Annotated in this window: 15 protein-coding genes; 4 read left to right on the top strand and 11 right to left on the bottom strand. The window is 58.4% G+C overall.

What is annotated here, in order from left to right; genetic code table 11:
- Positions 1-2: 2 nt before the first annotated feature.
- The 7 genes from ACXAH3_RS09955 to ACXAH3_RS09925 all read right to left on the bottom strand — a co-directional run bounded on the left by ACXAH3_RS09955 (position 3) and on the right by ACXAH3_RS09925 (position 4,884).
- Entirely contained in the window at positions 3-998 is a 996-nt protein-coding gene (locus ACXAH3_RS09955) for a BMP family lipoprotein (protein WP_474861933.1), read from the bottom strand.
- Between the two features lie 178 nt (positions 999-1,176).
- The gene (locus ACXAH3_RS09950) at positions 1,177-1,599 is read right to left on the bottom strand and encodes a GNAT family N-acetyltransferase (RefSeq protein ID WP_474861932.1); all 423 of its coding nucleotides are present in this window, start codon (positions 1,597-1,599) and stop codon (positions 1,177-1,179) included.
- The gene (gene tsaB, locus ACXAH3_RS09945) at positions 1,596-2,189 is read right to left on the bottom strand and encodes a tRNA (adenosine(37)-N6)-threonylcarbamoyltransferase complex dimerization subunit type 1 TsaB (protein WP_474861931.1); all 594 of its coding nucleotides are present in this window, start codon (positions 2,187-2,189) and stop codon (positions 1,596-1,598) included. Before tsaB ends, ACXAH3_RS09950 begins: the two co-directional genes overlap by 4 nt.
- A 4-nt stretch (positions 2,190-2,193) precedes the next feature.
- Positions 2,194-2,754, bottom strand: a complete 561-nt coding sequence (locus ACXAH3_RS09940) for a NifU family protein (protein WP_474861930.1) — start codon at positions 2,752-2,754, stop codon at positions 2,194-2,196.
- Positions 2,755-2,823: 69 nt separating this feature from the next.
- Positions 2,824-3,279, bottom strand: a complete 456-nt coding sequence (locus ACXAH3_RS09935) for a universal stress protein (protein ID WP_474861929.1) — start codon at positions 3,277-3,279, stop codon at positions 2,824-2,826.
- 74 nt (positions 3,280-3,353) lie between these two features.
- Positions 3,354-4,220, bottom strand: coding sequence for a branched-chain amino acid aminotransferase (locus ACXAH3_RS09930; protein ID WP_474861928.1), 867 nt, complete (start codon positions 4,218-4,220; stop codon positions 3,354-3,356).
- Positions 4,221-4,449: 229 nt separating this feature from the next.
- Positions 4,450-4,884: a DUF1489 family protein gene (locus ACXAH3_RS09925; protein WP_474861927.1), complete on the bottom strand. Its 435-nt coding sequence runs from the start codon at positions 4,882-4,884 to the stop codon at positions 4,450-4,452.
- A 127-nt stretch (positions 4,885-5,011) separates the two neighbouring features.
- Between ACXAH3_RS09925 and ACXAH3_RS09920 the strand changes: the two genes are divergently transcribed.
- From ACXAH3_RS09920 to ACXAH3_RS09905, 4 genes are all read left to right on the top strand, one after another.
- The gene (locus ACXAH3_RS09920; protein ID WP_474861926.1) at positions 5,012-7,267 is read left to right on the top strand and encodes an adenosylcobalamin-dependent ribonucleoside-diphosphate reductase; all 2,256 of its coding nucleotides are present in this window, start codon (positions 5,012-5,014) and stop codon (positions 7,265-7,267) included.
- 259 nt (positions 7,268-7,526) lie between these two features.
- Complete coding sequence (locus tag ACXAH3_RS09915) at positions 7,527-8,456, top strand: sulfotransferase (protein ID WP_474861925.1); 930 nt, start codon at positions 7,527-7,529, stop codon at positions 8,454-8,456.
- Between the two features lie 120 nt (positions 8,457-8,576).
- Entirely contained in the window at positions 8,577-9,548 is a 972-nt protein-coding gene (locus ACXAH3_RS09910; RefSeq protein ID WP_474861924.1) for an ATP-grasp domain-containing protein, read from the top strand.
- A 6-nt stretch (positions 9,549-9,554) separates the two neighbouring features.
- Positions 9,555-10,208 (top strand): HAD family hydrolase, encoded by a 654-nt coding sequence (locus tag ACXAH3_RS09905; protein WP_474861923.1) that lies wholly within the window; start codon positions 9,555-9,557, stop codon positions 10,206-10,208.
- On the opposite strand, the gene ACXAH3_RS09900 is transcribed toward ACXAH3_RS09905, so the two are convergent.
- From ACXAH3_RS09900 to ACXAH3_RS09885, 4 genes are read right to left on the bottom strand one after another with little or no spacing between them, the layout of a single operon-like run.
- Positions 10,205-11,275: a glycosyltransferase family 4 protein gene (locus tag ACXAH3_RS09900; RefSeq protein WP_474861922.1), complete on the bottom strand. Its 1,071-nt coding sequence runs from the start codon at positions 11,273-11,275 to the stop codon at positions 10,205-10,207. The genes ACXAH3_RS09905 and ACXAH3_RS09900 overlap by 4 nt on opposite strands.
- Entirely contained in the window at positions 11,272-12,360 is a 1,089-nt protein-coding gene (locus tag ACXAH3_RS09895; RefSeq protein WP_474861921.1) for a glycosyltransferase, read from the bottom strand. Before ACXAH3_RS09895 ends, ACXAH3_RS09900 begins: the two co-directional genes overlap by 4 nt.
- Positions 12,361-12,364: 4 nt before the next feature.
- Positions 12,365-13,393, bottom strand: a complete 1,029-nt coding sequence (locus tag ACXAH3_RS09890) for a glycosyltransferase family 2 protein (RefSeq protein ID WP_474861920.1) — start codon at positions 13,391-13,393, stop codon at positions 12,365-12,367.
- Positions 13,390-14,352, bottom strand: coding sequence for an NAD-dependent epimerase/dehydratase family protein (locus ACXAH3_RS09885; RefSeq protein WP_474861919.1), 963 nt, complete (start codon positions 14,350-14,352; stop codon positions 13,390-13,392). The genes ACXAH3_RS09890 and ACXAH3_RS09885 overlap by 4 nt, the downstream gene beginning before the upstream one ends.
- Between the last annotated feature and the right edge of the window lie 4 nt (positions 14,353-14,356).

Here is a 14,356-nt window from a genome sequence, read left to right as displayed (position 1 = left end):
GATCAGAAGTCCAGAACCGGGCAGCTGTCGTCGGACATATAGTCGTGAACAGCAATTTCGCCCGAGATGATCTTGGCTGCCGCGGCATCCACGGCGGCTTTCATCTCGTCCGAAACAAGCGCTGCGTTGTGTTCGTCCAGCGCATAGCCAACACCTTCGGCTGCCAGGTTCATGACCTGTACGCCCGGCTTGATGTCAGCACCCATTTTCATGGCTTCATAGACGGCCACGTCAACGCGTTTCAGCATCGAAGTCAGGACTTTGCCCGGTTGCAGATGGTTTTGGTTCGAATCCACACCGATCGACAGGATGCCTTCGTCGGCTGCGGTTTGCAGAACACCCAGACCGGTGCCGCCAGCAGCAGCGTACACAATGTCAGCACCTTGGCTGATCTGCGCTTTGGTCAGCTCGCCGCCCTTTACCGGGTCGTTCCAAGCTGCTGGGGTCGTGCCGGTCATGTTGGCAATCACGGTCGCATCCGGGTTCACGGCCAGAACGCCCTCGGCATAGCCACAAGCGAACTTGCGGATCAGCGGAATGTCCATACCGCCGATGAAGCCCACGGTGCCCGATTTCGACGCCGTCGCGGCCATCATGCCCACCAGATACGAGCCTTCATGCTCGGAAAATGCAACGTTCAGAACGTTCGGGGCATCCGACCAGCCGTCGATGGTGACGAAGGTGGTGTCTGGGTAATCGGGGGCAACTTCCGAGATCGGGGTCGACATGGCAAAACCCATGGTGATCACCGGGTTGGCGCCGGTTTCAGCAAAGCGGCGCAGGGCCTGTTCACGCTGAGCTTCCGACTGCAGTTCGACTTCCAAATACGAACCACCAGTGTCCTTGGCCCATTTCTCAGCGCCATTGAAGCCAGCTTCGTTGAAGGATTTGTCAAATTTACCGCCCAAGTCGAAAATGATTGCGGGCTCGGCCAGCGCGGCACCTGCGGTCAGGGCCAGCGACGCGGCGGCGCCTAGAAAGCTTTTCATCAGGGTCATTTCAATTCTCCCGGTTGTTGTTGTGGGGCCGAGCGGACCGAGTGTCTGCCGATTCCCCAAAATTCTGCGAGCAGATCGCTGCAAGGGATCATCCGGGATTTTCAAGCAAGGGCAAGAGGGGATGCCAATTTTGTTCGCCGCAGCGCCGCGAAACTTGGGGGAAATCAGATGGTTCACCTTAGGTCAGGTGCTTTTCCATTAAAATTGCATCACAGTTAGAACCATCTTGGCGAGTGTAATAGGCCACGCGCAGGCCGCTGACCTCCCAGTTCGCGCGCTGGTAAATCGCCACTGCTGGAAGGTTGTCTGCAGCCACTTCCAGAAAGGCGCGAATGGCGCCTTTGGCCGCTGCGGCCTGTTCGAACTTTTGTAAAAGTTCCGCCCCCAAGCCGCGCCCTTGGGCCGAGGGCATGACGGCAATGGTCAGAAGCTCGGCCTCGTCCACCACAACGCGGCCCATGGCGAACCCTTCTGCGTGCGTGACCGTGAAAACATGGGGGGAGGCCAAGAGGCCCACGATTTCATCAGCGCTCCAACCGCGCGACGTTTGGAACGCGGCGGTGTGGATTTCGGACAGAGATTTGGCGCAGCTGTCGCTCACGGCAGGATAACCGGGGCCGGGTCGCGCGGCGGGGCGGCGTCGGCGGACCGGATGTAAAGGGGAGCTGGGCGGTCGATTGTCTCGCCAGATTGCAAGCGGTCAGCCGCGATTCGCGCGATGGCCGGGGCGGGGCTGGTGGGTAGTGCAGGGCCGACACGGTCCCCGGACAGGGCGTTTGCTTCGGCCCCTGTGATCAAGCTGGGCGTGGTGTTGCCACCTTCGGTGAACTTCTGCGCATAGACGTGATCCCGCCGCGCGTCGATCAGTGACCAGATGGGGCGTGTGGTGCCATGGGCCTGCGCTTCAAGCGACGAGACTCCAATGGCGGGGATGCCCAAAGACAAGGCCAAGCCACGTGCGGCCGAGACTGAAATACGAATGCCTGTGAAGTTGCCCGGACCGATGCCCACGCCGATGGCTGTCAGGTCAGTCCATGCGGCATCGCCGTCAGCCAGAACCACTTCCAAGAGCGGAAATAACCTTTCGGCTTGTCCCTTCGCCATGTCCTCGTGCCGTTCAGAGACAATTTGGTCCCCGCACAGCAAAGCGGCCGCGCAATGCGCGGCCGATGTGTCAAATGCCAAGATCATCGGATCAGGCTGCAACGGGGCGAACCTCGACCACTTCGGGGATGTAGTGCTTCAGCAGGTTCTCGATCCCCATTTTCAGCGTCAGGGTCGAGGACGGGCAGCCCGCGCAAGCGCCCTGCATGTGCAGGTAAACGATGCCGCGATCAAAACCGTGGAAAGTGATGTCGCCACCATCTTGGGCCACAGCTGGGCGCACGCGGGTATCCAGCAGTTCTTTGATCTGCTCAACAATCTCGCCATCTTCGCCAGTGTGCTCAGAGTGGCCCGAAGCCGTTGCTTCGCCTGCCATGACCGGTTGGCCCGACTGGAAATGCTCCATAATCGCACCAAGAATGGCGGGCTTGATGTGATCCCAATCGACCGCGTCATCTTTGGTTACGGTAACGAAATCCGCGCCAAAGAACACGCCAGCCACGCCGTTCACTTTGAACACGCGTGCCGCCAGCGGCGAGCCTTCGGCCGCATCAGCGGTCGGGAAGTCGGCAGTTCCGGCCCCCAGAACGTCCTGCCCGGGCAGGAATTTCAGCGTCGCGGGGTTCGGGGTGGATTCGGTTTGAATAAACATGGGCGCACCTATCTTGTTGGTTCTGATATGGGCTGCGACCTGACACCTGTCAAGCGGATGGACCTATCTTTACGTGATCGCTTCAAGACGTTCCTTGGTCATCGTGCCGGGCACAATGGTGATCGGGATCGGCAGCTCGGCGGCGGCGCGGGTCATTTGCGTGACCAGCGGGCCGGGGCCGGCTTTTCCTTCGCCCGCGCCCAGAACCAGCACGCCCACGTCGGGGTTTTCACGCACATGCGCCAGAATTTCCGGTACGGCCTCGCCCTCGCGGATGACCAATTCGGGCTCCACATGCTGACGGTCGCGCATCCACTTGGCGAAGACCTCATAATGTACGGTGATCCGCTCGCGTTCTTCCTCGCGCATCAGCTCGCCCACGCCAATCCAGTGATTAAACTCGTCCGGTGGGATGATCGATAGAACCGTTACGCCGCCGCCCGTATGGGCCGCACGCATTGCAGCAAACCGCATTGCGTTCAGGCATTCGCGGCTGTCGTCCAGAATTACGAGAAACTTGCGCATAGATGTCCTCCAAAACGGGATCACTCTGCCCGAGCGGTCGGGGAGTGTCTATCGTTTTTCTGTACCTGTCCGACTTAGCTTGCGTCGGACAGCGCCCAGTCCCAATACAGCTCGCGCACGCGCTGGGTCACGGGGCCTACGTTATATTGCGTGTCGTCAAACGCGCTGACCGGGGTGACTTTGGACATGTTGCCCGAGGCGAAAACCTCGTCCGCGCCATGGAAATCTTCGTAACTCAGCACGGTTTCATGCACGGTTACGCCTTCGGCGCGCAGGTTCTTGATGTGGCGGGCGCGGGTGATTCCGGCCAGAAAACATCCATTGGCGATGGGGGTGAAGATCTCGCCGTCCTTGACCATGAAGATGTTAGCGGTGGCGGTTTCCGCCACATTGCCAAGCGCATCCAGCGCCAGTGCATTGTCAAAGCCCTTAGAGCGGGCTTCCAGCAGCATCCGCGCGTTGTTGGGGTAAAGGCATCCGGCCTTTGCATTCACAATCGCGCTGTCCAAAGTGGGGCGGCGGAACCGGGTGGTGGTCAGCCGCGACGAGGCCTGTGCGGGAGCCATGGCAATTTGTTCCAGCGAGATGGCGAAACCGGTGCTGTTTTCTTTTGGAGCAACGCCCATATGTCCCCCGTCCACAGCCCAATACATCGGGCGGATATAGACGGCGGCATCTTTAGGGAACTGCGCCAGACCTTCTTTCACGATCTCGATCATCTGCTCGGTGGTCACGGTCGGCGTGATCATAAGCGCCTCGGCAGATCGGTTGGCCCGCGCGCAATGGGCCTCTAGATCCGGGTGGACGCCTTCAAAGAATCGCGCGCCGTCGAACACGTTCGTGCCCAGCCACGATCCGTGATCTGCGGCTTTCATCACCGCCAGATCTTCGTCATGCCATGTCCCGTTAAAATAGGTGCGGATTTTGGTGCCGAGTGCCATGATGTCCTCCCGTTAGCACGCGGACGCTATCAGTGTTTGAAGGTCGTTCCAAGAGCAACAAACAAAGTCGCTCTGACGGTTTGGGGAGACCGCCAGAGCGTTTGTATGCGTGCGAACGGACCAGACGGGCACGCTGTGTACCGTCGGATTTGGCCAAGAGGGCAGTCGGCGAAATCGGAATCAGGCACGGGCTTAGTGTGCGGTGTCGATGCAAAACTTTTGTGACAGGTCAGCGGATGCCAATCTCCGCCAAGGCCGAGGCGAGTTCAGCGGGCAGGGGGTCTTGGTCCGACAGGGTATCCGCTTTCAGGTCACGCGGCGCGTCTTCAGCAGACAGATAGCGCCAGCCCTGAAACGCCCGGCGCGGTTGGCTTTCGGTCAACACAACCTCTGGATCCAGCACCAAGCCGCAGCGGCGAATGCCGTCCTGACCGATGACCTCGTCCAGTTCCAGAATGCGTTGGCGGGCAAGGATTAGCCCCTTGAATACCCAGTACAAAGAGCCGCCATTCACAAGCTCTGCCTCGCGCTTTGGCCACATACGGGTGATGTGGCGCGGGTTTGGCAACCCTGTCTGTCCCATGCGCATATTTTGCCATGCGGTTAGGTCCTCGACTTTTTCGGCGCCGACGCAAAGTTTTACCAGATTTACGTGGGTGGTCATGGGGTTCTACTAGATATTGTGGTTTGGGCGTCGATTTTAATGCGAAGCTCGGGCTTTTGCAATTGACCTTTCCGGGTCAAGTCGCCTATTCTGAAACACCCTCCAATCCAACAGGATAGACGCTGACATGACTCGCTTTGCTGCCCCCATCGCTGAACAAATCTGGGATATGAAATATCGCCTAAAGAAGGCCGATGGGACGCCTGAGGATCAGACGGTTGAAGACACGTGGCGTCGAATCGCACGGTCTTTGGCAGCCTCGGAACCAGGACAGGAAGAGCGATTCTATGACGCGCTGGAGGATTTCAAATACCTGCCGGCTGGCCGCATCACGGCGGGTGCCGGCACAGGGCGCGCCGTCACCCTGTTCAACTGCTTTGTGATGGGCACGATCCCGGACAGCATGGGCGGCATTTTCGACATGCTGAAAGAAGCGGCACTGACCATGCAGCAGGGCGGTGGGATCGGCTATGACTTTTCGACCATTCGGCCGCGCGGCGCGGATGTGAAGGGCGTCGCGGCGGATGCCTCTGGCCCGTTGTCCTTCATGGATGTGTGGGATGCGATGTGCCGGACGATCATGTCGGCGGGCTCGCGTCGTGGCGCGATGATGGCCACGATGCGCTGCGACCACCCGGACATTCAGGATTTTATTACCGCGAAATCGGACGCCGCTCGCCTACGCATGTTCAACATGTCAGTTCTGGTCACTGATGATTTCATGGAGGCCGTCAAGTCGGACGGCAGCTGGGATTTGAAGTTTGACGGCAAGATCTATCACACCGTTGAAGCGCGTGATCTTTGGAACAAGATCATGAAAGCGACTTATGATTACGCCGAGCCGGGCGTGATCTTCATCGACCGCATCAACCAGATGAACAACCTGAACTACTGCGAAACGATCGCCGCCACCAATCCGTGTGGTGAACAGCCCCTGCCGCCTTATGGCGCGTGTCTGTTGGGCTCGATCAACCTTGCGAAAATGGTCAAGGATCCGTTCGAGGCGACCGCCGAACTGGACGGCGACGCACTGACCGAGCTGGTCGCGACCGCTGTGCGCATGATGGACAACGTGGTAGACGAAAGCCGCTTCCCGCTGGAAGCCCAAGCGCAAGAAGCCCAAGCCAAGCGTCGGATTGGTCTTGGTGTGACCGGTTTGGCTGACGCGCTTTTGATGCTGGGTCTGCGTTACGGCTCGGACGAGGCAGCGGCCCAGACCGAAGCATGGATGAAGCAAATCGCACGTGCGTCCTATCTGGCATCGGTCGAACTGGCCAAGGAAAAGGGCCCGTTCCCGTTGTTTGATGCGGACAAGTTTCTGGCGTCCGGTTCGCTTCAGGCGATGGACGACGATGTGCGTGACGCCATCCGCGAGCACGGCATTCGCAACGCGCTGCTGACCTCGATCGCGCCGACCGGAACGATCAGCCTTTACGCGGGCAACGTGTCGTCAGGGATCGAACCGGTCTTCGCCTATGCCTATACCCGTAAAGTGTTGCAGCCCGATGGCACGCGCACCGAAGAAGAGGTCGTGGATTACGCCGTCCAACTTTGGCGCGACAAGTTCGGCGACAAGGAACTGCCGGACTATTTCGTCAACGCCCAAACGCTGGCTCCGATGGATCACGTGAAGATGCAGGCGGCTGCGCAGAAATGGATCGACAGCTCGATTTCCAAGACGATCAACTGCCCGGAAGACATCAGCTTTGATGACTTCAAGGACGTCTATATGGAAGCGTGGGAGACCGGCTGTAAAGGCTGCACCACCTATCGTCCGAATGACGTAACTGGATCGGTTTTGTCTGTGTCCGAGGAAAGCGAAAAAGCGCCCGAGGCCGACAATGGTGCGGATGTGGTTTATATTTCCGAGCCGCTGGACCGCCCGCAATCGCTGGAAGGTCATACCTATAAGGTCAAATGGCCCGATAGCGAGCACGCGATTTACATCACCGTCAACGATCTGGTCATGAATGGTCATCGCCGTCCATTCGAGGTCTTCATCAACTCGAAAAACATGGAGCATTTCGCCTGGACTGTGGCCCTGACCCGCATGATATCGGCCGTGTTCCGTCGCGGTGGAGATGTGAGCTTCGTCGTGGAAGAGCTTAAAGCCGTGTTCGATCCGCGCGGGGGCGCGTGGATGGATGGGAAATACATTCCGTCGATCCTTGCGGCCATCGGTTCGGTCATCGAACGCCACATGATCGCGACCGGGTTCCTGGAAGGCGAGGGCATGGGCCTGAAATCAGACCCACAAGCCGAAGTGGTGAACCTTGGCGAGCAACCGCGCGGCAAAGCCTGCCCCAGCTGCGGCCAATACGACATGCGTATGGTTGAAGGCTGCATGACCTGCGGATCCTGCGGCCATTCGAAATGTGGCTGAACATCTAGACCGTTGAACGAAACGCCCGCCGCAACCTTGTGGCGGGCGTTTTTTGCGCGTTTGGGCTCTGATTTAGATAAAGGAACACAAGAAACGCTGTGTTTAAGGCGGCCAATGCAGGTTTTGATTGCTTTTTCGGGCTGAATGTTGGTGAATCTCACCTAGGGGAAGCTGGTCGGTATATTTTTTTGACCGGTTTGGTAAATACGTTTTGCTCTGCGCTGCTGTTAGTGAATATTAGAGGTGTTCGTGAACGCATATGAATTTGTTCAGTGATGAAAAGCAGCTTCACTTGATGACCCAAACCGCTCCTACCTTTATCCATATCGGGATACATAAGACCGGCTCGTCTACGCTGCAGCACAAGTTTCGCACGCATGGTTCGATTTACTATGTTGAACGTGCGGACGTTAGGAATGCGTTCATCGGGCATACGCTGGACTTCAACGAAACCCCCTTTCAGGTCGAGGCCGAGCGCGCCCTTGAACAGTCCAAAACGCTGGTCATGTCGCACGAGCGGCTGTCGGGCTATCCTGCGTCAGGCGGGTTTGACCGTGAGCTGATCGCGGGGCGGCTGGCCAAGTCCTTTCCCGATGCGAAAATTCTGGTTATATTCCGCGAGCAGTCCCGCTGGATCAAAAGTTTCTATCAGCAATATGTGGCGGATGGCGGTAGCCTGAAACTGCGCGAGTTTCTGACCAATCCACAGCCCCAGATCTATAAGCTGCCTGCGTTCGAGCTGGATTATCTGAACTATCATCAGCTTGTGACGCTGTATCACACACATTTCGGGGCCAAGAATGTTCTGGCGCTTCCCTATGAATTGATGGCGCAGGATTTCGATGCCTTTGCCGCGCGCCTTAACACGTTCTTCGGCTTCGATCTTGAGCTTGAAAACGAGCTGACAAACCAGTCCCGTCCGTTGATGCCGCTGTTGTTGATGCGGGTGGTGAATGGAACGATCGGGAATACGCAACTGTCGCCGGGCGGCTTCGTCCCGCTTGGCTATCTGAAATTGACTACCAAGTTTCTCAGCGCCCTGCCTGGGGCGCGGGCGTTCGATGACCGCATTTCGGCCCGATATGACCGTCTGATCAATGAAAAAATTGAAGGCCATTACGAGGCCAGCAATCGCGAACTGGCTGACCTTGTGGGGGTGGACCTGAAACAATACTCGTATCGCTGCTGACCTGTATCACCGCCTCTCTCAACCCATTCTTTTTTCTGTGTTTACGGGGGCTTCCGTAGTAATCTTTTCATACCATAAGCCGTTTTCGGCAATTTGAATTTCGTTGATTAAGGAGTTCGCATGACGCGCTCGGAACTTTCCATTCTTGTCTGCTCGGCTGGCCGCCGTGTTGGTCTTATCGAAGCGTTTCGCGCTGCCGCCAATCGGCTGTCCTTGGATCTGACCGTTCTGGCCTGTGACCTTGACCCTGACCACAGTGCAGCCTGTGCCGTGGCAGATCACGCCTTCAAGGTGCCGCGTTGTGATGATCCGGGCTATGTGGATGCGATCAAGGATATCGTGCGCAAGTTTAACGTGGCGCTGGTGGTGCCGACCATTGACCCGGAGCTGCTGCCGCTGGCGCAATCGGTTGCGGACTTTCAAGCGCTTGGCGCGCGGGTGCATATATCGGATCTGTCTGTGATCGAGGTCGCACGCGATAAGGCCATGACCTCTCGGGTTTTTGCTGATGCGGGCGTCCCAGTCCCCCGCACCATGGACGAGGCACAGTTTTGGGAAGATCCCACGGCGCTGACATGGCCGGTTTTTGCGAAACCCAGCGGGGGTAGTGCCAGCCGAGGTTTGGCGGTCTATCAGGACATCAATGATGTGCCCAAGCAGTTTGACGAACCAATGATTTTTCAGGACACGCTTGAGGGGTCGGAATACACGATCAACATGTTTGTCGATCAGTCCGGCACGCTGAAATGCGTGGTGCCGCATATCCGGCTAAGCATCCGCGCGGGCGAGGTCGAAAAAGGTCGCACGGAACGGCGGCAAGACCTGAAAGACATTGCGCAAGGAATTGCCCGCGCTCTTCCGGGGTTGCGCGGTGTGGCCTGCTTTCAGATCCTTGATGACCCGCGATTTGGTCCCTGCGTGATCGAGATTAACGCCCGCTTTGGTGGCGGGTATCCCTTGGCTGATCACGCTGGCGCGACGTTTGCGCAGTGGCTTCTGGAAGAGATTTGCGAACTTCCCTCGACCGCCAATGACGACTGGCGCGATGGCGTTTTGATGATGCGCTATGACAGCGCTGTTTATCAGGGATAACCTTCTGTGCTGGTGTTTGATTTAGACGACACGCTGTATCTTGAGCGCGACTTTGCCTTCAGCGGTTATCGCTACGTTGGGGATTGGGTGCACGAACACTTTGGGCGCGCCGGGTTCGGACAGAAATGCCGCGCGCTCTATGAGAGCGGCGAGAGGCGTCACATCTTCAACCACGCGTGCGAGGCCGTGGGGATTGAGGCGGATCGAGAGCTTATTTTGCAACTGGTCGAGGTTTACAGAAACCACCCACCGTACATTCAGTTGTCTGACGATGTACTGCGGTTTTTCGCGCGGGTGCCGGGCCCATTTGGATTGATCACGGACGGACCCGAGCAGATGCAGCGCAACAAGGTCTCGGCATTGGGGCTTGTGGCGCATCTGGCACATATCTGCCCGACTGGGGCATGGCCGCAGGGATACGGAAAGCCGCACTCGCGGGCCTATGAACTGATGGAGGATGCGGCGCCGCAGGGCGCGCAGATGGTTTATGTTGCAGACAATCCCGCGAAGGATTTCGTGACGCCTAAAGCGCGGGGATGGCGCACCGTTCAAGTCAACCGGCCGGGACGAGTGCACGCGCCCGACGCTCCAGATGATCTTCACGCCGCAGACAGTCAGATCGAGAGTTTTGACGAATTGGACGGGGTGCTGGCGGGTTAACGCGCTATGGCCCGCACAATCACCTGATCCCAATCCGCCAAGATCCGCTCGGGCGTCAAGCGATCACGGTTGATCGCTGCTTGTCCGGCCATATGCGCACGTAGTTCGTGGTTTTGCATCAGTCCGATCACCGCATCCGCCAGCGCGGGTGCATCATCCACCGGCACAAGCAGTCCGTTTTCGCCCTCGACCACAATCTCGCGCGGGCCGAAATCGCAATCGGTGGACACAACGGGCAGGCCCGAAACTGTCGCCTCGGCCAACACGTTGGGGAAGCCTTCAAACCGCGAGGGCATGATCAGAAGATCGGCCTCAGATAGCCAGGCACCGGGCGAGGGGCTGGAGCCGGGCAAGGCGACGTGATCGTTCAAGGCCAAATCGGATCGTAAGGCTTCCAATGCTGCACGTTCCGGTCCTTCGCCATGAATGGTCAAGGATGTTTTAGGCAAAGCCTCGACGATGGACACCATCGCGCGCAGAAGGACATCAAAGCCCTTTTGGGCATCAAGTCGCCCGACAGCAACTAAGCGATAGCCGGCGGGATCGGGCTTTGCCGGGTGGTCAGGATTTGGCGCGCAGAGATTCGGAATTACGACGGCTGCACGCTGAACCGTTTTCGGTAAATCCGCCCGCGCGCGTTCGGTCTGCATCACCGCACAGGCTGCGCGGCGTGCCAACAGGTTTTGCGCGTGTCGCCAGATCGGATGTGCGTTCTGAGCGCGCGGATTATTGCGTTCCGAGATCACAATGGGCACCCCGGTTCCGATGCCCGCCGCAAGGCTGAGGACGTTGACCTTGGTCAGAAAGCTCAGCAACACATCCGGCTTTGTTTCACGGATCGCGCGGCGGATCACACGAAGTCGCGCCAAAGGACTGCAGCGCTGTGCGCCATCAGGCAGCAAAAGCTGCACATTGGCGGGATAGGGGAAATATGATCCACCGTCGGGCATATCGAAGCCCATGACGGTTACTTCGTCCCCCAATCGGGCACGGTGCGCGGCGATCAAGGCAACGACTTTTTCAGCCCCGCCCGCTCCGAAACCACCTTGGATCAGCAACAGCTTCATGGCAGGCCCTTTGCCGCGCTGTTGATAACGCGGTCCCAATCGCCAAGAATCCGGTCCGGATCAAGATAGTCTTTGTTCAGGTTTGCCGCCTTAGTCATGCTTTGGCGCAGCGTGGCATCCTCGATCAAATGGCGCAGGTTTTCGGTCAGTTTCTCGACATTTCCAGTCGGAACCAACAGCCCGTTCACCCCGTGCTTGATCATCTCGCGTGGGCCAAAGTCGCAATCGAACGAGACGATAGGAACGCCGGATAAGGTCGCCTCGGCCACCACATTGCAGAAGCCCTCATAGCGCGAGGTGACGACAACAATCTCGCCTTTGCCAAGCCACGCCCCGTGGGTTTGCGTTGTGCCGGGCATCGACACTACGCTGTCGAGCTTCAGTTCAGAGCGCAGCCGTTCCAAACTCGGGCGCTCGGGGCCTTCGCCGAAGATGGTCAGATTGATGTCGGGATGCGTGGTGCGCAGTTTCGCCATGGACTGCAACAGCAGGTCGAAGCCTTTCTGCCAATCCAAGCGGCCGACCGCGACAAGATCGGTGGCGCGTTCCGCTGTCAGGTCGCGCCTGCCGCTCATTGGGAGGCACGGATTGGGGATCACATGGGTACGACGATGCAGTTTTGCAGGCAGTTGATCGCGGCCACGCTCGGTCAAGGTGACGATGGCTTTCGCCCGAGGTCCCAGCAGTTTTGCTGCGCGTCGCCACGCCGGATGATTGTTCTGGGCGTTTGGATTGTTGCGTTCCGAGATCACAATAGGCACCCGCTGCCCCAAACCTGCCACAAGGGTCAGGACATTGATCTTGGTCAGGAAAGACACAACTACATCGGGCTTTCGGTCGCGGATCAACCGGCGCAGTTGGCGCAGACGTTGGAATTGGCTTACCGGGGCATTCATCTTGGCATCGGGCTCTAGAACCGTCAGCGTGACCTCGGGTGCATAGCTGTAATAGGTGCCATCCTTGGGGGCACGCATGGCGGCGACCTCGACCTGATCTCCTTGGGCGATCCGGTGGTTGGCAATCATCGCGATGATTTTCTCGGCGCCGCCGGTGCCGAAGCCGCCCTGAATGAAGAGTATGCGCAAAAACCTATCCTACGATCTTGTTGATAAGGGTTTCCGTATCGGGTTCCGAGGTGGTTTCGGCGTTGACGCGCGACCTGAAGGCCGGTTTCCCCGCGTGGTCTGGGTTGTTCAATTCGGCCTCGATCAGGGGGCGGTGCAGGTCTTTGGACTGCATGAAAATCCGCCCGATATATTCGCCAAGGATGCCAAGGAACATGGCGTTCAGCGTCATGGACAGCAACAGAAGCACGGTGGTGGTTGCGAAGCCGGCGGGCCAGTCCTGCCCGAAGACAAGCTTGGCGATGATATAGAACATCATCAGAAGGAAGGTGCCCAGCCCGACAATCAGGCTGATATAGGACGCCAACCGAAGCGGCAAAAGCGAATGGTTGATCATCCCATCGATGGCCAAGGAGAGCATCGCACGGAATGGGAATTTCGACTCGCCCTCAAGCCGGGCTTGCCGGTCATATTCAAAGCCGATCTGGCTGAAGCCCATGCCGCTGATCAATCCCCGTACGTAAGGCGATCGGTCATCGACGCGCTTTAGCTCGTCCAGAATGCGCCGGTCCGTCAGGCGAAATTCGCCCGCGTTCCTGGGCAGGTCGTCGTCGCTAATCCGGTCGATGAGCATGTAGTAAAACCGGCGTGCAAAGGCAGTGATGCGCCCATCCGGCAGGCTGCGGCGCACGCCATAAACCACCTGATTTCCCTGCTTCCACAAATCCAGCATCTGGGGGATAAGCTCGGGCGGGTCTTGCAGGTCGCAATCCAATTGGATCGAGCATGCCCCGCGCGCCGCGCGATATGCCGTCAGAACCGAGGCCTGATAGCCGACGTTCTTGGAAAAACGGATCACCCGCACGTTCGGGTCGTTCTGGGCAATCTCGGACAGGATCGTGAACGTGTCATCGTCCGAGTGGTTGTCAGTGAAAATGATCTCGGGCTCGTAGCCGTCCAGTTCGTCGAACACCGCCAACACGCGGTCATAGGCCCGGCGGACGTTCGCCTCTTCATTCAGGGCAGGGATAAGGATCGATACAAGCGTGGTCATGCTGATCTCCTGTTCGTGGGGCGAGGACGACTTGCCTGCGCAGTTTCAACCAACATGGCGATTCCGGTGTCCAAGTTGATCGTGGGCGACCATCCTAGCAGCTCCTGTTGCGAGGTCGGGGCGATCCGAAGTTCGACCGCTTGATCATCCGGCTGGTCTTTGAACGTCGCAGTATCGGCCGAGGCGCCCATGGCGCTGATAACGGCAAGTGTCACTTCGCGCATTGTTGGCGCATGACCAGTTCCGATATTCACAACAGAAGGCATGGCGTCAGTTACTTCGGCCATACGCAGAAGGGCAGCGACCACATCATCCACATGGATCAGATCACGCCGGTCTTTCGGGCGCGCGATGGTGATTGGCTCGCCTGCTACACACGCTTGGATCAGTGAGGGCAACAGGAAATCCGCCGATTGCGCAGGTCCATATGTCAAGGCCAGTCGCGCGGTCGAGACCGGGAAAGGCAGGCGGGCGCGCGCGCCATTCAGGAACTGGGTTCCCGCCAACATGGACAGGCCATAGGCGTTTGCGGGTTGTTCGCGATCGCTTTCGTGAAAGGGGGCGGCGATGTGGCCGTATTCTGCGATGGTTCCGGCGCGGACAAAGCTGATCGGTGGTGTGGCAGCGCGGGTGCAAGCGGACAGCAGTGCCACAAGGGGGGACAGGTTCTCGTCCAGTCCTTGTTGTAGGTCCGAAAGGTCGGTTTCGGCTGTGAACCGGGTTCTGGACCCAAGGTGAAATACGATCTCGGGGCGGGTCTGGGCCAGACAGGCGTCCAGTCGATCCTGATCGGTCAGCGTAACGCGCTGAATATCAAGACGTGTGGCAATGTCTGCCACACGTTCCAGCGTCGAGCTTGGGCGTGCAAGAAATGTCACCTCATCCCCGCGCGTAACACATGCGCGCGCAAGGTGAGAGCCGATAAAGCCCGTGCCGCCAGTGATCAGAACCCGCGCCATCCCG

The sequence above is a fragment of the Aliiroseovarius sp. ABM4_368 genome (genome assembly GCF_056161205.1).
This window is presented reverse-complemented; position numbering and strand designations above follow the sequence as displayed.